The organism is Ktedonospora formicarum (assembly GCF_016587355.1).
Lineage (GTDB): Bacteria > Chloroflexota > Ktedonobacteria > Ktedonobacterales > Ktedonobacteraceae > Ktedonobacter > Ktedonobacter formicarum.
This window is the reverse complement of record NZ_BNJF01000005.1, coordinates 1-19,224: the sequence shown is the minus strand read 5'-3', so window position 1 is coordinate 19,224 and position 19,224 is coordinate 1. Positions and strand designations below refer to the sequence as shown.

Annotated in this window: 18 protein-coding genes and 2 pseudogenes; 13 read left to right on the top strand and 7 right to left on the bottom strand. The window is 55.4% G+C overall.

The window, feature by feature from the left end; all coding sequences use genetic code 11:
• Window positions 1-35: 35 nt before the first annotated feature.
• Both K3T82_RS36315 and K3T82_RS36310 read right to left on the bottom strand, forming a co-directional pair.
• The gene (locus K3T82_RS36315) at window positions 36-923 is read right to left on the bottom strand and encodes a haloalkane dehalogenase (RefSeq protein WP_220198399.1); all 888 of its coding nucleotides are present in this window, start codon (window positions 921-923) and stop codon (window positions 36-38) included.
• Between the two features lie 339 nt (window positions 924-1,262).
• Window positions 1,263-1,415 carry a hypothetical protein gene (locus K3T82_RS36310; protein ID WP_220198398.1) on the bottom strand — a complete coding sequence of 51 codons (153 nt, stop codon included), beginning with the start codon at window positions 1,413-1,415 and terminating at the stop codon, window positions 1,263-1,265.
• A 287-nt stretch (window positions 1,416-1,702) separates the two neighbouring features.
• Between K3T82_RS36310 and K3T82_RS36305 the strand changes: the two genes are divergently transcribed.
• The 4 genes from K3T82_RS36305 (at window position 1,703) to K3T82_RS36290 (ending at window position 4,047) form a co-directional block, all read left to right on the top strand.
• Window positions 1,703-2,215 (top strand): hypothetical protein, encoded by a 513-nt coding sequence (locus K3T82_RS36305; protein WP_220198397.1) that lies wholly within the window; start codon window positions 1,703-1,705, stop codon window positions 2,213-2,215.
• A gap of 333 nt (window positions 2,216-2,548) precedes the next feature.
• The gene (locus K3T82_RS36300; protein ID WP_220198396.1) at window positions 2,549-2,770 is read left to right on the top strand and encodes a hypothetical protein; all 222 of its coding nucleotides are present in this window, start codon (window positions 2,549-2,551) and stop codon (window positions 2,768-2,770) included.
• Window positions 2,754-3,305: an RNA polymerase sigma factor gene (locus tag K3T82_RS36295; RefSeq protein WP_220198395.1), complete on the top strand. Its 552-nt coding sequence runs from the start codon at window positions 2,754-2,756 to the stop codon at window positions 3,303-3,305. The genes K3T82_RS36300 and K3T82_RS36295 overlap by 17 nt, the downstream gene beginning before the upstream one ends.
• A 151-nt stretch (window positions 3,306-3,456) precedes the next feature.
• Entirely contained in the window at window positions 3,457-4,047 is a 591-nt protein-coding gene (locus K3T82_RS36290; RefSeq protein WP_220198394.1) for a hypothetical protein, read from the top strand.
• 127 nt (window positions 4,048-4,174) lie between these two features.
• On the opposite strand, the pseudogene K3T82_RS36285 reads toward K3T82_RS36290, so the two are convergent.
• From K3T82_RS36285 to K3T82_RS36270, 4 genes and pseudogenes are all read right to left on the bottom strand, one after another.
• Window positions 4,175-4,687: pseudogene (locus tag K3T82_RS36285) on the bottom strand (ATP-binding cassette domain-containing protein); the annotation flags it as partial.
• Between the two features lie 208 nt (window positions 4,688-4,895).
• Window positions 4,896-5,306, bottom strand: coding sequence for a hypothetical protein (locus K3T82_RS36280; protein ID WP_220198393.1), 411 nt, complete (start codon window positions 5,304-5,306; stop codon window positions 4,896-4,898).
• A gap of 312 nt (window positions 5,307-5,618) precedes the next feature.
• A complete protein-coding gene (locus tag K3T82_RS36275) occupies window positions 5,619-6,848 on the bottom strand; it encodes an ISAs1 family transposase (RefSeq protein ID WP_220191658.1) in 1,230 nt (409 codons plus the stop codon).
• A 401-nt stretch (window positions 6,849-7,249) separates the two neighbouring features.
• Window positions 7,250-7,651 carry a transposase gene (locus K3T82_RS36270; protein WP_220198392.1) on the bottom strand — a complete coding sequence of 134 codons (402 nt, stop codon included), beginning with the start codon at window positions 7,649-7,651 and terminating at the stop codon, window positions 7,250-7,252.
• A gap of 332 nt (window positions 7,652-7,983) precedes the next feature.
• On the opposite strand from K3T82_RS36270, the pseudogene K3T82_RS50445 reads away from it, so the two are divergent.
• The 4 genes and pseudogenes from K3T82_RS50445 to K3T82_RS36250 form a co-directional block, all read left to right on the top strand.
• Window positions 7,984-8,732, top strand: a pseudogene (locus tag K3T82_RS50445) (serine/threonine-protein kinase); the annotation flags it as partial.
• A gap of 12 nt (window positions 8,733-8,744) precedes the next feature.
• Window positions 8,745-9,260 carry a tetratricopeptide repeat protein gene (locus K3T82_RS50440; RefSeq protein WP_420799385.1) on the top strand — a complete coding sequence of 172 codons (516 nt, stop codon included), beginning with the start codon at window positions 8,745-8,747 and terminating at the stop codon, window positions 9,258-9,260.
• A 639-nt stretch (window positions 9,261-9,899) separates the two neighbouring features.
• Entirely contained in the window at window positions 9,900-10,049 is a 150-nt protein-coding gene (locus K3T82_RS50435) for a helix-turn-helix domain-containing protein (RefSeq protein ID WP_220198389.1), read from the top strand.
• Between the two features lie 253 nt (window positions 10,050-10,302).
• Entirely contained in the window at window positions 10,303-10,506 is a 204-nt protein-coding gene (locus K3T82_RS36250) for a hypothetical protein (RefSeq protein ID WP_220198388.1), read from the top strand.
• A gap of 844 nt (window positions 10,507-11,350) precedes the next feature.
• Here K3T82_RS36250 and K3T82_RS36245 read toward each other — a convergent pair.
• The gene (locus tag K3T82_RS36245) at window positions 11,351-11,974 is read right to left on the bottom strand and encodes a hypothetical protein (RefSeq protein WP_220198387.1); all 624 of its coding nucleotides are present in this window, start codon (window positions 11,972-11,974) and stop codon (window positions 11,351-11,353) included.
• A gap of 790 nt (window positions 11,975-12,764) precedes the next feature.
• Between K3T82_RS36245 and K3T82_RS36240 the strand changes: the two genes are divergently transcribed.
• The 5 genes from K3T82_RS36240 to K3T82_RS36220 form a co-directional block, all read left to right on the top strand.
• Window positions 12,765-13,160 carry a hypothetical protein gene (locus K3T82_RS36240; protein ID WP_220198386.1) on the top strand — a complete coding sequence of 132 codons (396 nt, stop codon included), beginning with the start codon at window positions 12,765-12,767 and terminating at the stop codon, window positions 13,158-13,160.
• Window positions 13,161-13,444: 284 nt separating this feature from the next.
• On the top strand, window positions 13,445-14,614 hold the full coding sequence (locus K3T82_RS36235; protein ID WP_220198385.1) for a tyrosine-type recombinase/integrase: 1,170 nt from the start codon (window positions 13,445-13,447) through the stop codon (window positions 14,612-14,614).
• Between the two features lie 194 nt (window positions 14,615-14,808).
• Window positions 14,809-16,716 carry a hypothetical protein gene (locus K3T82_RS36230; RefSeq protein WP_220198384.1) on the top strand — a complete coding sequence of 636 codons (1,908 nt, stop codon included), beginning with the start codon at window positions 14,809-14,811 and terminating at the stop codon, window positions 16,714-16,716.
• Between the two features lie 564 nt (window positions 16,717-17,280).
• On the top strand, window positions 17,281-18,768 hold the full coding sequence (locus K3T82_RS36225) for a Mu transposase C-terminal domain-containing protein (protein WP_220198383.1): 1,488 nt from the start codon (window positions 17,281-17,283) through the stop codon (window positions 18,766-18,768).
• A 57-nt stretch (window positions 18,769-18,825) separates the two neighbouring features.
• Window positions 18,826-19,224: TniB family NTP-binding protein (locus tag K3T82_RS36220; protein ID WP_220198382.1), on the top strand; the 399-nt coding region annotated here is incomplete at its 3' end.

Below are 19,224 nucleotides of genomic sequence, written 5' to 3'. Positions count from 1 at the left end.
TGAGGTCAGGCCATCGTGGTCCTGCACGGCCCCCATCAGCCCAACGCCCCCATCCAACCGGCGATAGCCCGCCCGATTTCGTCCGGCGAATCTTCCTGGACGAAATGAATCCCCGACACCTTGTTCTCGGTGAGCGCGGTCCATCCGTGGACGAGGTTAACCAGTGTGTCGTTGGCGAGGATCGCACCTGGCTCTGCCTTCAGAAACAGCTTGGGCACAGTGCTCGTCCCCAGCCAGTCTGCGTAATCAGTTGCGATCGCAGTCACATCGGCGGGCTCGCCTTCGATGGGGATTTCCCGGGGCCACGTCAGCGTCGGCCGTCGCCCCTCGCCAGGTTCGGCGAACGGCCGTCGGTATTGCGCCATCTCCTCGTCGGAGAGGGTGCGCAGGACGGCCTTCGGCAGAATCTGCTCGACGAAGAAGTTGTCTCGCAGGACCATATCCTCGCCAGCCTCCGAACGCAGCGCCTCCAAGGCTTGACGCATTCCCATCTTGTCCCAGTGGTCCCGGCCCTGCGGCGCCACGATTGCCTCCATAAACGCGATTCCTTTCACAGCCTCGCGGTGCCGATTAGCCCAGTCGAAGCCGAGGGCTGAGCCCCAGTCATGGACGACGAGGGTAACCTGCTCGCGCACGTTCAGGGCCTCGAGCAAAGCGTCGAGGTAGCGGCGGTGCTCGACGAAGCGATACGAGCCGGGGCCGCTGTCAGGCAGCTTGTTGGAGTCGCCCATGCCGATCAGATCGGGGGCGATGCAGCGGCCTCGTGGCTGCAGGTGCGGCAATACGTTGCGCCAGAGGTACGAGGAGGTAGGATTGCCGTGCAGCAGCACGATGGGGTCGCCCTCTCCCACCTCCACGTACGCCATCTCTAGGCCCTGGACCCACCGCCGCTGCTTTTGGTATGGAAATGCCGCAGAGATCATGCTGGCTTCTCCTTCTTTCTTTGGAGTAAATACAGGTTAGGGGTGTAAAAAAGGCGGATAGTGGAGCTTTTGAGTATCGCTGTCACCTCTCCATGCCATGAGCTTGAACTGTTTTTCAGGTTCTTCACGCTTTGGCACCCTCAAGCGTAGCGTACTGAGAGGCTCTGTGCAAGCGGGGCAGTGGGTGAGCCTGATCGTATCCATGGAAACAGGAATCGCTGATGCCGAGCCAACGTTTCCAAGGCTTCTCAGTAGCGCTTAGCCCTATACAAAACGGTTGTGTTGCAAGAATGATAAAGGGAAAAAACTGGGTATAAAGAGTGGCTCACTTTGATCAGTTTAGGCCGCCAACCCAAATAGATTGGCAACCAGTGTCACCAGACCAGCCACATCACCTCTGCAATGGCAAACGACCTGTGTAGGAAGGCCCTGGAAAGAGCATGTAATCCCTTGCTTTTCTTGAAGGAACGCTTTATAATTATTTTTATTCATGCACACCTTCTGACTAAGAGGAGTGGTTCACCTGAGAAGGCTTCATCGCAGCCTCCTGCTGCGTTTCGCGCGGAGCAAGCCGATGAAGGGAGGGCTATACGCCTCAGAACTATCACACGCGGGATCATAACTTGGACCATGCCTGTTGCGTTGGCCAGATCTTCAATTGCTACTCGAACCTCCTGGACACGAGTGGGTTTTGAGGCTCTGGACACATTGCGCACTTCGTGTCCTCCTCCGGGGAACTAATCGGTTTCCTGAAACCGGAACGAAGGATCCACAACACAATGGGCAAAATCGAGGACACCACGAACCTGCTAGCTGAGATTCTCGCCAGCACCTTCGATCGATGCACGACTGGCCAGTGCTCTGAGTGGGCAAGCATCACAGACCGGGGGAGTTCTATCGTGATCAACCGGACGTGCGGCAGCGTGCTCTTCCTCTGGAAGGACGCGCACGGAAAGCAGGTCTCCGAGCGTCTGCCCGAGGCGCTGCGCGCCCGGGGCTGCACGCTGGTCGTCACCACCATGCCCCACCCGAAGGAGGGCAACATCGAGAAGGACGCAGACCGGCTCGCCCAGAATCTCGCCGACACGTCCAGCACGCGCACCAGCGGCCAAGGTGCCGAGTGGTGGACAATCCACGACAGGGACTACCTCGTCGTGGGCAACCGGGAGCGCGGCAGCGCGTTCTTCCTCTGGAAGAGCCGCGGCGGTGAGCGAATCGCCGGAAAACTGCCCGAGGCGCTGCGCGCCCGGAACTGCACGCTGATCGTCACCAGCACGAAGCACCCGCGGTGAGGTGAGTGGGGGAGCCGCCTCAAGGGCGGCTCCCCCACGTCGCTTTTAGAGACCCGACATGTGTTGATCTCCAGAGTCCTCTTGTATGTCTCCAAGAGGAGCGGAAAGATCAGCAATCCCGGCAGTAGGCAGAGGGTGATGTGGTATTGTCGGCTCGACGTGAACGCAACATTCCCGTTGCTGCCACAGATCACTCACCAAATCCTCTGGTAACTGCTCCATTTCCTCTTAATGTAGCCACAATGACATCCCTCATCCACGTGTACTCTCACATATGCCCACAACCAACACCAGAAAGGGAAGTGGGAGAGGAAGATGGAAGGGAGACCCAACATGAATCGCGATCACAACCACCACATGTCTCCACGAGGGAATCAGCAGACGAAGCTTGTCCTGGACGTTCCCCCCATTCAAAACGCACAGGTCTGGATCGGCCTCTCGGAACCACAGCAACAGACGGTGGCAGCAACGGTCGTCAGGATATGTCAAGCGCTAGCACACCATCGCGCCAGGCCAACCGAGAGCGAGAGGACCACTGATGAGCACATTTGCTGATGAAAGGTCGCTTCCCGCCGTTACAGGTCAGTCAAAACTGACGAAGGAGCACTGGAAGCGTCTCGCCTCTTGTGAAGAGGCAGAGGATGTGCAGGGAGAAATCTTTACAACCATCTTGGAGAACTCATGTATGCAGTTCTGGTCAGAAGAGGCACAACAACGTTGGATGTGGCGTGTTGCCAGGAACAAAGTGATTGATGTCTACCGCACATTGGAGTGTGTTCCTCTGGAGGAGATATGTGACGAGCTCTATGAGAACGAGAGATATCGTCCCGAGCAGACGGCCTTGCGGCATGAAGCAGCTATGTACCTTGATGAGGCCGTACGTGCATTACCTCCTTTGCAGCAACGGCTGCTGAGATGGCGTTTTGTCTATGAGATGAGATACATAGATATGGCTGGTCAGCTTGGGAAAAGCGAGGAGGCCGTGAGAACCCAGATCTTCCGCACGCTGAAGGTGTTGCTATATATCAGGAGCAAAGTATTCATTGATGGTCATATGGTCTCCAGTTTGTGGTTATCTGATGTGACCTGAAGTTGTGGGCGAGCGATACCTATTCGGTGCTGCTGACTGTCTTTGTCAATGTCAGGTTGTGCAACAAACGCTCGCCCTGGCTCAGGTGTTGTGGCTGGAAGAAGGCGAGGGCCAACGACTGTTTTTGTCGCGACGCGTCCATTGAGTATCGATGAGCATTTTCGGTTGCGCAGGTCGTCAAAGGAACTGCACAAGGCAGTGGGTGCGCCAGGAGGGGAAGGTCTCGCTCTCCTTGGAGCACCTCACTGTGCCAGCAGAGACGGCTGCCCTGCTACGGGAAGGGATGGCCCAGATGGGAACATCGGATCTGTTGGCCTATCTTCTCGCAGCGGGGGAGCGAGAGGCGCGCCACCTGCGCAGCCAGGCGAGGCGACACGATAGCGAACGCTACGGCGCCATGCCTACGTCCAAACTGGCAGGGATGAAGGCTCCTGAAGCAGGCAATGAACGGTATCGTCGAGCCGTGCATACGCTGATGCAGTGGAATGAGACGCGCCGTCCGTTGGAGCGCTGGTCTATGACCACGCTGGCGATCCAGAAGCTGGTTGGTGGGCGTAAAGAAGCCATCAATGCCTCTCTCGAAACGCATGAGGAGGAGATCAAGGCCCATCATGCGCGTTTGGAGATCAAGCCCTCCTTCAACCGAAAGCCCGAACCGATCACGGAGATGATCCATATTGCTGAAGAGTCAACGGCGTTCCCTTGGGGGAAGCCAGAAGATGCGGAAACGCTTTCTCAGTGAGGAGAAGGAGGCTTTGAGAAGCGGTGTTTTTGCCTCCTTTCGCGGCGGGCTCCTTGTGTTAGGGGAGGCATCGTATTGCTCGGTTTGGCAGAAGAGATGTGGTAGCGTTGAGCGCAATGACACTTGCTCATAGGTAGAATTGGGCATAGAGCCCACCTTGCTGGAGGAGTTGGGCGTGCGCTCCACGCTCGACGATGCGTCCAGCGTTCATGACCAGGATCTGGTCGGCAGTGAGAATCGTCGAGAGGCGGTGCGCAATCGCCAGCGTCGTGCGCCCCGTCTGGAGTTCAGCGAGTGCTGCTTGAATGAGGCGCTCGGAGTGTGTATCGAGGGCGCTAGTCGCCTCGCCGAGAATCAAGATGCGTGGATTTTTGAGTAAGACACGAGCGATGGCGACGCGCTGCTTCTCTCCACCTGAGAGCACGTAGTTGCGAGGCAGTTGCAGAATGCGTTCGTGGATCTGTGCAGCCTGCGCAGCGGCAATCACCTCTTCATCAGCAGCGCCGGAATGTCCGTAGGCTTCTTTCTCGCGAATTGTCGCGTTGAACAAGTAGGTTTCCTGTGTAACTCTCCCGATATGCTGGAGCAGGCTTCCCTGCGTCACGGAGCGCACATTATGGCTATCGATCTCTCCCGCGCCGACCATATCATCGTCCTCAAGGATGGCAAGATCGACGCTCAAGGCACGCTCGTCGAACTCCTTGCGACCAATGAGGAGATGCGCAGCCTCTGGCAGAGCGGCGAGGCGGTCGCGCAGGCCTAGCCACTTTTGAGCGAAAGCGACGCGCCGCTCGCCCAGCAAGGAGGGACGAGCGGCGCATCCGTGTGCCTGATGTTACGTTGGAGACTCAGTCCTCGGACATCTTGATGACGATGACCTTGAACGCGGGGTCGGGAAGCCCCAAAACCTCCGGCGAGGCGCAGTCCTTCACCCACTCGTGGACGCCCGAGGGCATCCAACGGGGGGCACTGGCCCTGATCTTGTCCGGGTGTATGTCGATGTCCTTGAACATCTCCACGGTCACGCCCTCCCGGGGGCACGACCCCAGCTTCCTCTTGAGTGAGGCCTTGAGGTCGTCGAACGAACTGCCTTCGCTCTGCTTCGAGATCCTCTCGATGTCACCGCAGATGGCGGGAGGCCTCCCATCGGCGGTGACATAGTGCTGAGAGTAGCTGAGTGTCGTCTTGATCTTGCCGTTGACGCAGACCACGAAGATGCCCACGACGAAGCTCACGTCGAGAGCTTTCTTTGCACGCATGCGAGTTCTCCAAGGATCGGGCAAGGGCTGCTACTACGGGTTTGTAGTCGCAGGTTGTACCGAAGTCCGTCAAGCACACAGTGAGCATGTGTTGTTATGTCCTTCACACTCCTGGCGTCATAGTCTCAGCGCGATAGCGAGCCACAAACGCCGAAGCGACCGGTACGCGAGGGTCACACATGAGCAACCCGGCGCATACGTTCGAACTCCCATCATAGAGAGGATGAACAAGGACGTGAACTTCTCTTGCAGCATAGCATCTTGGTGCCGCCAATTCAAGAGAGATGGAGGGAAAGACAGGGCTTTCCAATTCTAATAAACGGAACATTGCCCAGTGAGAAGAAGATTGAGAGCCTGGTCCAGATGAGCATCCAAGAAGCGCATCTGGCGAGCGACATTGCGAACCCCAAGGTGATCCATAAGGCTTAATGCCGTACTATTGAGCTGAGCAAGCAGGCTGGGAACTGAGCCAGTGCGCGTCTGGCAGCTATCTTCGCCTAGGGAGACATCTCGTCGATAATGGAGGCGATTTTCAATGGCCCAATGCGCCCTGATAAGCTCAAGTATTCGTGCAGGAGGAGCCTGACGTAACGAGAGACTGCTGATCCCGTACACCACCTCGTGGCGCATCTTGCCTGACTTGAGAAGGCGTGTCGTTCGTTGGAGGCGAAAAACCTGTTCAATACCGACCCAATCTCTGCCAAACCACTCATTGAGATCTGGACTACAGAGGAGTTGGCGATGTTCCAACCGCCCATGACCCTTGCTCCAGGTCTCTGCCTGCTGCCAGCGCCGCCGATCAGGGAAGGGATCATCCAGCAGATCCGCAATGTCCTCTCGCAGCGTCGGCTGGTTGCCTTTGGCGATGAGGAGGTAGTCCCCTCCCAACTGCTGCACCAGAGCACACAATGCCCGTTGCGTGTGCATAGCATCCAGTGTCAGAATGCGTCCACTCACGCAGGTAGAGGTCAACAAGGGTTTGAGGGCGCTGATTTCGTTCTCTTTCTCCCCCACGTTGCAATGCCACAGCACCGTGCCCGTTGCCACCTCATAACAACTGAGTTGATGTACAGGATGAGCCCCTTGGGTGGTCCCTCTCAACGTTTTGCCATCAATGGCAATGTGAGCATGATCCGCTTGGGCAGATGGGGTGTGTAAGCGACTTGGTTCCTCCCCACAGCGGCTTTGGGCCTCCCACCGGGTGAAAAAGGCTGAAAGCAGCACGTCGAGGTGCTTGTCATCTACTCTTGCGAGCACATTGCAGTAGGTCATCTGGCATGGCATCTTCTCCCGACGCAGCCCGAAGCGCTGTGCGAGAACCCCTCCGCGATGACGAATCCATTCGGTGGCTCCACTCAGGGTCTTTTGCCCTGCCAACTTGGCGAGCACAAGGAGCGAGAGAATCAAGGCGAGTTCGTAGCGCTTCCCTTGTCCTCTTCTCTTGTCTGAAAGTGCTTGTAAGCTCTGATAAAGCGAGGTCACTGGAACTCTCTCAGGATCCTCTTCGGCTCGCGCTGTTAGCGTCCATATGTTATAGTCCATGCAGAGTTTTCCTTTGTAGGTCTTGGTTTTTGTATTCTACAAGGAAAGCTCTTCTTTTTCACCTCCTCTTCTAGAATTGGAAAGCCCTGGAGGGAAAGAATGTGCCATTTCGCGCCAAACCTTGCCGCTCTCTTGCTTACGTCTTACCTGTACGCTAGCTCGATGGTCGCGCGAGCCTGGCCCATGTGGATGATCTGGCAGAGATCGCAGCGAAGCGATTTTCGCACAAACGGGCCTTTTTCTGCGAAGGAGTGATGATCGAGGTGCTCTTACTGGAAGCACTGTTGTTGATAAGTGAAAAGGGGCTTCTTCTCATAAAAAGTGAGCCAGCTTGTTTGCGAAGAAAGAGATCTCTTGTGAGACTTTGGGGAGGAATGTGAACTAGAACGGAATATAGCCTTCTAGACGCGGCAGAGGACACGAAGCCGCAGTAAGTCGAAGTTGGCCCTACCGAACACGATCCGTTTCTGAAGCTTCAAGCAATTGACCTGCGCTTCGACCTGACCATTGCTCCACTCGGAAGAAAATACTGTTTTGACGGCTGCATAATCGAGGCGAATCCCCTTCGCCATTTTTTTGAATTCGGGCGGACCGCTTTGTTCAGCCTGGATCAGCCAAGCGACCAGATCCGCTCCTCGGCGCTCCGCGAGCATCATGACGAGGCCTTGTCCTAATTGGTAGGCGGTCTCCAAGTCCAGATGCGCTTGACAAATTTGCTCAACAGACTGATGGCGTTTCTCATCAAGCTTCTCTGCTTGGCGTACAAAAAGCCAGGAAGCATGGGTAGAGGACGTGCGGCACATAATACAGGGTTTAGGAGGCAGCGCATGAGGAGGAGATCAGGCCTTCTTCCAACCGCAAGCCCGAACCGATCACGGAGATGATCCACATCGCTGAGGAGCCGACCGCTTTTTCCTGGGGGAAGCCGGAAGAAGCGGAGGTCTCCTCTTCGTGAGAGCGTGTTCCAAAACACGCTCTCAGCGCTCTGTTGCTTAGCCGATGCATCTCCTTTCACAGGGGACACCGGGTCAAGCCTGGCTTCTCGCCTCCTTGCTCAGAGCAAGGATGCACATGCGTTGGTTCCCGGTTGTCATTGATAGGTGTGTTTGCTACAATAGATGCTGTTCAATGCAGCATGTATTCTCACGAACAGGATGAAGGGGAGCTAGCCATCATGGGGACAGATCCATTGCTTGGGACAGTGATTCACAACTATCGTATTACCGCAGCGATTAATCGTGGAGCCTTCGGCAGCGTCTACCAAGCCGAGCATCTCCACCTGAAGCATCGTCTGGTGGCGATCAAGTTCCTCCATCGCCATCTCTTCTCGGAGAAGGAGCGTGCGCTCTTTGCGCAAGAAGCGCAGATCCTTTCCGAGCTCAAGCATCCTCATATCCTTGCTCTGCTTGACTTCGGCTTCAGTGAGGGACAGTCCTACATGATCGCCGATTATGCCCCTGGGGGTCCCTGCGCGATCTGCTCCAACGCCAATCACCACTGCCCATGACAGAGGCCTTGACCATCATGGAGCAGCTTGGACAGGCCTTACACCACGCCCATTCCCTCAATATCATTCATCGTGACCTCAAACCGGAGAACATCCTCTTTGATGCCCAGGGCGAGGTCTTGCTGGCAGATTTTGGTATTGCCGCTATCCTCTCCGCCAGTGTCAAACAGAGTACCACGATTGTTGGGACACCCTTCTACATGGCTCCAGAACAGTTTCGAGGGATGGTAAGCAAAGAGGGCGACCAGTATGCGCTGGGGTGTATTGCCTACGAACTGTTGACGGGGCGACGACCCTTTGAGGCTGCGGATTTTTTCGCCATGGGTGCCCAGCATCTTTATGAACAACCAATTCCCCCTGCTCAACGGAATGCTCAGATCCCACCGGCCATGGAAGTCGCTGTGCTCAAAGCTCTGAGCAAGCAACGGGCCGAGAGGCATGCCTCCGTGGAGGCGTTTGTGTTGGCGTTGCGAGAAGCATTCGCGCAGCCCCCGTTGGCTCCGACATCTCCTGCGATAGCATCACGAAGTAACACGAAAGAGGAATGGTTCAGTGTAGGAAGGGATCATCAGAAGGCGAAACGCTACGAGGAGGCCTTGGCTGCCTACGATCAAGTGATCCGTCTCGATCCCAACGATGCCGATACCTACAACAACAAAGGCAATGCTCTTAATGCTCTCAAGCGCAACGAGGAAGCCTTAGCTGCCTACGATCAAGCGATCCGTCTCAATCCTCGCTATGCTTACGCCTGCAACAACAAAGGTGTCGCTCTTAACGATCTCAAGCGCTATGAGGAGGCCTTGGCTGCCTACGATCAAGCCATCCGCCTCGATCCCAACGATGCCGATACCTACTACAACAAAGGTAATATTCTTCGCTACGCTCTCAAGCGCAACGAGGTGTAAATCGATAATAGAGATGAGGGTGAAATTGAGAGGATAAATGAGTGGTAGGATGATTGAAAAGAGGTAGAAGAGGGAAAATAAGAAGGAGAGGGATGAAAGTGGCGAGTCCCCTCAGGAAGTGCGAAAAAAAGCGCCTCAAAGAAAGAGCCAAACTGGACGCAACTGAGTGAGGAGAGGGAAGGGCGGAAAGGAGCAAAGGCGGAAGGCATCCCGCGATCCCTGAGAATGAGGAGAAGCCGCTTGCTGTGGGAAGCGAGATGTGGAGCGCAGTCGTTCGGCCCTCAAGAAGCCTGTCAAAAAAGCGCTCAAAGAATGGGTCAAAGAGGATGGCATGATGCGCGTGATCTGGTGCTTGAGGGAAAAACTGTCGAGAAAAATGAAGAGGTGGAACCATGGGGCGGCGCGAGCGGGAAAAGAGCCGAGAGGAGGTCAGTGTGACAAGGTTGAGAGAGGGGACACGCGAAGGCGGAGTACCTCATTTTTTAGAGAAAATGAATGGTCAAGAGGGCACTGATCAGAGTAGACTCAGGCGGTGTTGGTTGGGAGTTGGGAGAGGGAAGGAGGAGCGCGCAAGGAGAGGAGAGGGTGATTAGATGGAGAGAGACGTTCCTCCGTTGACGGAACTCACAGAAGAGCAGCGTGTGGAAGCGTATCGCAGATAGGCGCGTGGTGAGAGCCTGTGTGGAAGAAGGGATTCCGCAAACCGAGCAGGCGCGGGTGTCAGGAGTGCCACTGTCGACCTTACAACGATGGATCAAGCATTATCGTGAGGATGGGCTGTGTGGATGAGCCAGGCAACCACGTGCAGATCGAGGAACGCGGCGCAACCTGTCGGAAGAAGTGATCAAACTGATCGCGCGTATTGGCGTTGCGCAAACCGCGCAGATCGATGGCGACGATGAGCGCGACAGGTGAGCAAGATTGCGTGAGAACAGGGATGGGAAGAACCCAGCTATGCGCAGGTGTATCGGATCGTGAAAGAACTTCCCCAGGGGCTAATGACGTTGGCGAAGGAGGGAGGGGAGAGAAGCGCGGGAAGGATATGAGCTGCTGTATCGTCGTGCGCGCAGCGAGGTCCAATGAGATGTGGCAAGCCGATCATTGTCTGTTGCCGATTCTGGTGAAAGATGGGCAAGGCAAGAGTGGACGACCGTGGTTGACAGTGATCGAGGACGCGCGTGAGCCGGGCGATTGCCGGGTATCGTTTCAGTTGGTCAGCTGGAAGTCGCCATCCAGACGGCGTTAACGCTGCGGCAGGCGCGTCTTTCGGAAAGAAGATGCGCGAGGGCCCCGTGTGTGGGATTCCTGAGGTGTTTTATACCGATCATGGAACAGATTTTAGCAGTGTGCATTTTTCGGTGATGGAGCCAGGAATGGGTGAGGGTGGAAGTGCGGTGAGGATAGAGCGTACTCTGGTGAAAGGGGCGAGAGCAGGTCGCGTGTGTCCAATCGGCGTCTCGCGGCGGTTCTGTGCAGAAGGATGGGCGTGTGACGGCCATGTGGGGTGCTGTTGCGAGAAGGGGTATGTGAGCATGAGGAGCATAGTGTACGGTGGGCAAGGAGTCCAAAGGTGAGAGCCGATCTCACGCAGTATGTGGGTACAGGGGGAGAACAGTTCCTGTTTTCTCTGATGCTTTTGGGGGCAAGGATGAGGAAGGTGAAAAGCTGTGTGTCGCGTAAAAAGAGCATGGGAGGGGGTGTTCTTGCGCAAGAAGAGGGAAATGAGGGAAAAAAAGAGAGAGCCCAAATGGTCTCTCAAAAAAGTGTACCTATCAAGTGTACCTGAAGAGCAGAGAAAAGTCAAGTTGTTCGTATAGCCGTCGAATATCACGCAGCATGTAGGGGCGGGAGCAGAACCATTTCTGCGTTCTCTGGTGTTTTTGATGAGCAACCCTTTGTCATGATCCCCCTGTTGTCCAAGATGCCATTGGGCGCGCTAGCGCTTGCTATGGTCGCCCTTGGGCAGATGCGCACAAGTGGCCCTGGGTGAGGAGTACTGGGTGTACTCTAACGTGAGAATCGAGGGTAGCACTCTCCACTATGACCGCGAGGTGTAATACCCTAGTGGTGTGATACCCATGATCTGCCCTCTACCGCATTGGCTCAAAGGTTGTTCCTGTATTGTGGAAGACGACCTGGAGGCCGTCTATGGTCGCCACCAGATCTGGATGGCGTGCATCGCCTGAGAAGGTGAGCATGACCGGTGCCAAGTCAGCACCAGGGCCAACAAGGCGCGGGCCTTGCGGGAGTCGCGCATGTTGTGGATCGGCGCCAGGAACCTCGAAAATCAACACCTGTCCCTTGAGATTCATGGCCATAAAATGGGTTTGTACGTGTGGATCGATTTCGTGGCCCACAAAGTGGTCTACCTGGGTTGTCCTTGGATAGCCGTAGTGAACATCGTCAATATATCGACTACTCCAACTCATCGCCGCCGATCCAGCGAGGGCAAGCAGTAAGGCGCAAAACATTCCCAACCCAAGAGGCAGGAGCCAGTTCCCTCCTCGGGACGTTTTCGACGGTGGAACTGACGATCGCGAGAATTCCTGTACCTCTTCAGTCGTGACAGGGCGCTGTGCACGTGGTTTGGCGAATTGAGAGGCACGCGCTGTCTGAACGGCTGGCGCTTTCGCGGGCTGGGACCTCAGGCGGCGACGTACAAGGAGACTGCGTGGGGCCAGACGAGGCTCCTCTCCCTCGATAGTTGCAGGCATAGTGGTTCTCTCCTTTGAGAAGAAAAAGCACAAACGATCAGAGAAGAAATAGAAGGGCCACCGCCGGGCGCAGGAAGGGGAAGAACACTCGTTCCTCCAAAGGATACCTGAACCGTAGGGCACGGCGCAACCCATTTTTCCACGAAGTTATCCAGGGGGGTGCACGAATTGTGGAGAATATCGAAGAAAGCAAAAGCCTGGTCAGTAGATGCGAAAAGATGGTAGCCAACTGCACCTGATAGTCGCTATTGAAGAAGGAGTGTTCTGAGAAAGGGTGTGTTTAGGAATATGACGTATGAAGAAAGGCTTCGATATGATTGGTGTTGAAGAAGCCTTCCTGCAAAGCGTCCAGGGGCAAATGCAGAGGGCAGAGCTCATCTCTTCCATGCGCCAGTCTCGCTTTGAGGGAGGGAGAGACGAGAGAGACGTTCCTTCTTTGCGAAAATTCCTATAGTCGCTTTCGCATGTTGTTCGCTTTGCACCTGCATATATGAGGAGGATGTGCGTTGCGGCAGTGGAAGCAGAGCCGCCCCGCCGCAACGCACTCCTTGCCAGAGAGGAGCGCCGAGGGGTGGGCTCCAGCAGGTGCTGCGTGTGGGGCCACCGTACGCAAAGGGAACAGATTTTGCTTGTGCTTCCGCTCTTACTATATATTCGTCTTATTCTATGTAAAGGCGTGAAAAATAAAAATACTCTTGTTTCCCTAGATTTCTCTCGTTTTGTAGGGTATAGTGGGAGATGTTGATGTGTTGATAGAGACAATGGTGTCTGTGGAGAAGGGAACAAGCGGATGGCGATGGCAGAGGACCGGTGCCAGCAAGCCTTCCAACGTTTTCGTGTCATTCGTCCTCCACTTGAGGCGCGTGGTGTGTCAAACCAAGGTCGCACGGGTGCCTGGTATCCCGCTGAAAACGGTGCAGCGGTGGCTTCGTTCGTAGGTGAGCCAGGTCGTCCAGGAGTACCAGTGCCCGCTTCCAAAGGCGTGCCCAGGTGTATCGAATGGTTGGACAGCTTCCCGAGTCTTGTGACGCTGGGCCGAGGCGCGGAGCGGTGGCGTATCGGGAGGCATGTGCTCTTCTATGGCCTCGCGAGGCCACGTGTGCGAATGCGATCTGGCAGGCTGATCACTGTCAGTGACGTATCTTCCTCAAAAATGAGTAGGGAAAAGCGCAGCTGCCGTTGTTGACGGCGAGAGAGGACGAGTAGAGTCGTTGCCTTGCAGGCTATCGGCTTGCCCCTTCAGCCCTGAGGAGGCGCTGGGCCATCAGAGTTAAGGATGATTCGCGCTGGCCCATTCATGGGGTTCCCGCGTGTTTGTCTACCGATCATGGGAGCGATTTCACGAGCATGGAAGTAATCGGTAATGAAGGAAAAGGGGGCCCAACCTGAGTACCATGAGGGGCCAGGATAGAGGAGAGTACGTTGTAGAAGCGTACGAGGTGTCATGTGTGTGATGTGGAAAAGAGGTGTATGAGTCAGAGTATGGGAGTTTTTCGGTGTGTGTCGTGTCCGGAGGGGGTGACGAGCCGTTATCGGGAAGTGGTAGTGGATGGAACGGGTGCTCCCCACTATGCGTTGACGGAGTTTGCCTGGCAGATGAACCAGATCTTGTCGGCTGGTGCCGCGCGAACCTATGTGCGTGTGTTATTGCCGTATTTCACCTATCTCCTGAGTCATGAGAGCCAGTGTGCCGATGGAACAGGCTGGGAGAGTGCGCCAGAGACGGTGCGCGAGTTGGTGCGCGAGTATGTGGTGCAACGGCTGCGGTGTCATGCGCGTCGGTCTCAAGGATATGAGGTGATTGGACTCAGAGAGGGGAGTTCGAGTAGTGTGCGAGTGTTTCTGGCCGCGCTCAAGCACTTTTACCAGATGGCGTGTCGTGCAGGATGGTATGCCTATGGCAATCCATTGATCGATACGGCAAGTGCGGTGCTCCATGAGGTGGAAGCAGCGGAGCGTCGTGCGGCAGGAAGGCGACCACGTATGCCTGCGTACAGCGGTATGGAGATTGCCCGAGGACACCGCTGTTCGGAAAATTATTTCCGTTTGCAAGAGGAGCAGTGGATTCCCCAGCCGATGGATGATCCAAGTTTGCCAGCACGACTGGCGCAGGGAATGAGAATGGCTCAGTGGGGGTTGCGTGATCAGATTGTGGTCAGGATGGCCTATGAATCAGGGGCTCGTATTCGAGAAATTCTCTGTTTGTTGGTGGGAGATTGGCGAGCGCGTGGATGCACGCAGGAGGCGACAACGTTTAGCAAGGGGAGCCGAGGGCGGCGTGTGAAGGTTATTCGGTTTTCCTCGGAGACAGCGCGGATGGTGCGTGCGTATGTGAACACGGAGCGTTGGCGATGGGATGGTCAGCAAAGACGGTTGGAGCAGTTAGAGGACCACGATCCTCTCTTTGTCTCACGACGAGGCAAGCCCTACGACTATGAAGCATTCAAGCCGCACTGGTACGCGCTCTGTGCGAAGGTAGGGATTGATTTGAACATTCATGGATTGCGGCACTGGTATGTGACGCAGGCAATGCGGCAGGTGAGTGAGAGTGCGCAGACCCCAGACGAGGTGATGCGTGGGAAGGAAGACCTGGTCCGATACATGGGGTGGCGCAGTGCTGCGCACATTGGGAGCCTATGAACATTTTTTTCAAGCGGAGCGGCATGCCAGGATCCAGGAGATGATCTACCAAAGGTTGGCTCTTGCAACAGTGGAAGTGATGCAAGAGCCGGAGAGGCCTGTTCTGTCGATACCAGGTTCTTTGCGAGGGGATGCAGTGATGGAAGATGGCTGGGCAATGTTGTTGGCCTTGGGAGGGGCTGCAGGAGGAAGTGATGCCACGACGACGAACGAATCTTGAGAGGCTTCAAGTGGGGGCCTGGCGTGAATTGCTGGATGTGGTAGATGTTCGTATTTTACAGGCCCCTTCTTTGGATTGGGATCAGGTCGATGGGCGGGCTATTCGCTATTTGAAGGAGTCTGTTGCAGGGACTGCCTGGATCAATCCATTGGCCTTGATGGTGGGGGTCTTATTGACCTCGGCCCGGTTGAATGTTGCAACGGTGCTCAGCCGCCTCTATGGAATGCATGTGCGTTGGCAAGACCTGTTTGCGCGGTATCAGTTGCGTACCTTTGCTGATTGGGACCCATGCGAACATTTGCCACGGTATCTCAATGATGAGGTGTGTGCCGATAGCGTGAAGACCAAACAAGATTTTTTATTCTGGTACCGCTCATCAGCTGATCATATGCATGATTATGTACGAGCGTTGCCTGCAGATCTGCAAGCGATCTATGGCCAATGGGAATTTCCGTTGCTGCCGCGGGGAATAGACCATCAATTGGATCGCATGGCCGAGGTGATTGAGGACCAGCGTCATCGGCGCCAAGTCGAAACGGATGCGCTGACCCCGCACTTTGCGAAGCTGCGCGGGGAAGCGCATCTGCGTTGGAATCAACTCTTTCGGTTGCGAACCAAAGTCGGGGAGGTCATTGCGTTGGTCACTTCTGGGCAGGCGAGTTGTCCGGTTGCGTTTTCCTATGAAGAAACCCATCCAAGACAACGGGTGCATGCCCGCTTATGGGATCGGCGCAGTTTTGTGCTGGCTCATGCGGATCAGTATTCGCGTGCGACGGGATGGGAGGCGCGGCGCCAAATTCGAGCATTTCGTCCAGGGAACAACACCTATTTCTTGGAAGTGGTGGGAACGGAATTGCTGGATGATCCTTCGCCGGGCCTCATGTCAGAGCAGTTTCTCTGGTTTGGAGATGTGCTTCGCTATGATTTGTTGAGTGAAGGGCCCTGCTTAGGGACGCCAGAAGAGGTCAAGCGCAAGCAGGCGTATCTGCATTCATGGGGATACGAGATCGAGCGAAGGTGCAAGCCATTTAGTTCTGGGATTGCCGGTTTGCTGGCCTGGCCGTTTGAGCAAGCGAATTTTTTACGAAAAGCGCAAGCACGAGCTCAGGGACCGTTGTTGCTGGTGGAACCGCTCTTTGCCGCCGTGACCTTTGGCCTGGCGGCCCTCGATTTCTTTACCACGACCGGAGCGAGGATGAATGAACTTTTGCAGGTGCGATTGACCGCCGACTGTTTATATACCATGGTGGTTGAAGGGACGCAACGGCTCCTCGTGCGGCTTCTTCCCAAAGGGATGACTCGGCTTGCTGAGTATGTGGTGGGTCCAGAGACGCGTCGCCACTTTGAACGCGTGGCTCTCATGTTGCAGGATCACTATGGTTTACGGCCAGGGGAGCCAGTGCCTGCTGTGGCCTTCTGCAAGCATCATGGACGCGCAGCTCTGTTTCCGGGGCATCACCCCTATCTCTTTCAATATGGAGGGCAACATCTCTCCCCTTCGGCGATTACCGCCTGCCTCCGTTTTTTATGTCATGGGATGGTGTTTGAGACGGTGGAAGGAAAAGCTGTTGTGCTCAAGGCGCACTTGTTACGGCATGTGTTTGCGACGCATATCCATCATGTTGAGCAGGTTCCTCTCGATATTGTAGCAGTTCTGTTGCACCAGAAGAATACCCGCGTAACTGGGTATTATGCGGCTCCGCCCTGGCATCAGGTGTTGACATCGGCGAATGTGATCCTCGATCGTTTTGCCACGCATTTAGGATCGTTGGATGAGGCGTTTGTGCGTGCTCCTGCTGAATTGCAACGGCAATATGAAGAGGCCAAAGAGCGGGTGGGAACGTTGGCGAAGGTGCCTGGAGGTGATTGTACCTGCCTGTAAATTGATAAGCTAGGTGAAGGGGAAATTGCGGAGCTAAGTGAGTGGTAGAGGAAGCAGAAAGGGAGAAAAGAGCGTTTGTAGGGAGGAGATGGGCGCAAAGGAGCGAAGCCCTCAGAGAGCGGAGAAAAAAGCGGGTCAGGGAAAGGGGAAAACGGGACTGAAAAGGGAGGGGGGAATGGGGGAACGACAGCGTAGGGAGAGTTTTGCGGGAGATGCCAGTTGCTCTGGAGAAGTGGCATGTGGAGCGTGGGGAGAGGGCCCCTTATGAAGCGTGGAAAAAAGAGCTTCAAAGAGCGAGTATAAGAGGATGGCATTGTGTTGCGATGCAGTTCTTGAGGGGAAAGTTGTCGAGAAACATGAGGTAATCTGACCAGCTGGCAGAAGCGAGCGAGAAAAGACTGGCAGGATGTGAGTGTTGCCAGGTCCAAGAGGGTCTCTGAAGATGGCAGAGAGCCTCATTTTTTTATGGAAAATTGATGGTCAAGAGGGCGGTGTGTGGAGTATACTCTGGCGGTGTGAGGGGAGGGAAGGAGGAGGAGATGCGACAGAGGAGGTATTGATGAGATGGAGAGACGAGTTTCCACGCTTTCGGAAATACCCGAAGATCAGCGAGCGGAAGCCTATCGACGGTATGAAGTGGTAAGAGCGTGTGTGGAAGAGGGGGTGCCGCAAACGGAGCAGTCGCGAGCATCGGGGGTGCCGCTTTCGACCTTGCAACGGTGGATACGCCAGTATCGTGAAGATGGGCTGTGTGGATTGGCGAGGCAACCGCGCGCGGATCGAGGGACGCGACGCAACCTTTCGGAAGAGATGATCAAAGTGATCGAGGGATTGGCGCTCTGTAAACCGCGTCGGTCGGTGGCCACCATTCAGCGGCAGGTGAGTGCTCTTGTCTTAGGGCAAGGATGGGTGGAACCGAGCTATCGGCAGGTGTATGAGATTGTCAAGGCGCTCCCGCAGGCGCTAGTGACATTAGCGCAGGAGGGAGGGGAGGCGTATCGGGAGGAATATGAGCTCTTATATCGGAGGGAAGCCGCCAGGTCGAATGAGATGTGGCAAGCGGATCATTGTCTGTTACCGATCTGGGTAAAAGATGAGCAGGGCAAGAGTAGGCGACCGTGGTTGACGGTGATAGAGGACGATAAGAGCCGGGCCATTGCGGGCTATCGTTTGAGTTGGTCATCTCCCAGCGCGATCCAGACGGCGTTGACGCTGCGGCAGGCGATGTGGCGAAAAGAAGATGCGCGATGGCAAGTGTGTGGCATACCTGATGTGTTTTATACCGATCATGGGAGCGATTTCACGAGCGTGCACCTGGAGCAGGTGGGAGCGGATCTCAAGATGCAGTTGGTATTTTCGCAGGTGGGTCGCCCGCGTGGACGAGGCAAAATTGAGCGTTTTTTTCGGAGTGTGGAGCAACTGTTGTTGGAACAACTGCCTGGGTATGCGCCGAAGGAAGCCTGGCCAAGGACGCTTGAGCCAGGAAGAGAGAAAGAAAGATTAGGGGTGATGACGCTCTCGGACTTTGAGCAGTGCTTTCGGGATTGGTTGCTCTCTGACTATCATAGTCGAGTGCAAAAAGGACAACGCAAAGGGCCGCAGGAGCGTTGGGAAGAAGAAGGCTTTTTGCCGAGAATGCCGGAATCGTTGGAGCAGTTGGACTTGTTATTAGTGCAGGTCGCTAGGAAGCGGCGAGTACAGCAGAGTGGGATTGCCTTTGAAGGCTATGCGTATCTCGATCCGACGCTTTCGGCCTATGTAGGGGAGGAGGTCATGATTCGGTACGATCCACTCGATCTTGCAGAACTCCGGGTGTTTTTTGAGGATCGTTTTGTCTGCCGGGCGGTCTGTCCAGAATTGTCTGGGCAAACGGTGAGTTTGAAGGAGATTGTGGCAGCCCGCCAGAGGCGGAGAAGACAGTTGCGAGTGGAAATTGTGGAGCGGGAAGCATTGGTGAAGCGGTATACCAAGATGATGGTGAGGACGGATGGGGCTGTTTCACAGGAGCCAGAGAAGGAACAGGAAAACGAGGAGAAGAGAGCGATGTGTTAGGTTTGCAGAGAGGGCAGGAGGCAGCTCTCTCACCCAAACGCCTGAAGAGGTATCGCAATGAGTAAGGTGATCCAGGCACAGGATGTGGCAGGTGCGAGGGCAGAACGAGGTTTGCGACCAGGTGAGGAGGACTGGGTAGAGGAGGGCGCCCCTCTGCTCTGGAAGCGGTTTGTGCAGACAAAAGAGTATCGTCGTTTTGTGGAGTTTTGTGAGGAGTGCCGAGTCGGGCAGTATATTGGCCTGTGCTATGGAGCAGCAGGAGTGGGCAAAACGGAGTCGGCAAAGGAATATGCGCACTGGGGGGAGATTGAACCATTACTATCCTGGCATGGGGTGGTGCAGCCACGGTTGTCACCAGACAATCCCAGGCCGAGAGTGGCATTTTATACGCCGACAGCGACAGTGACGGCAAGGCAAATAGAAAAAGACATTGTGCTTCTGCGTTGGAGTTTGCGG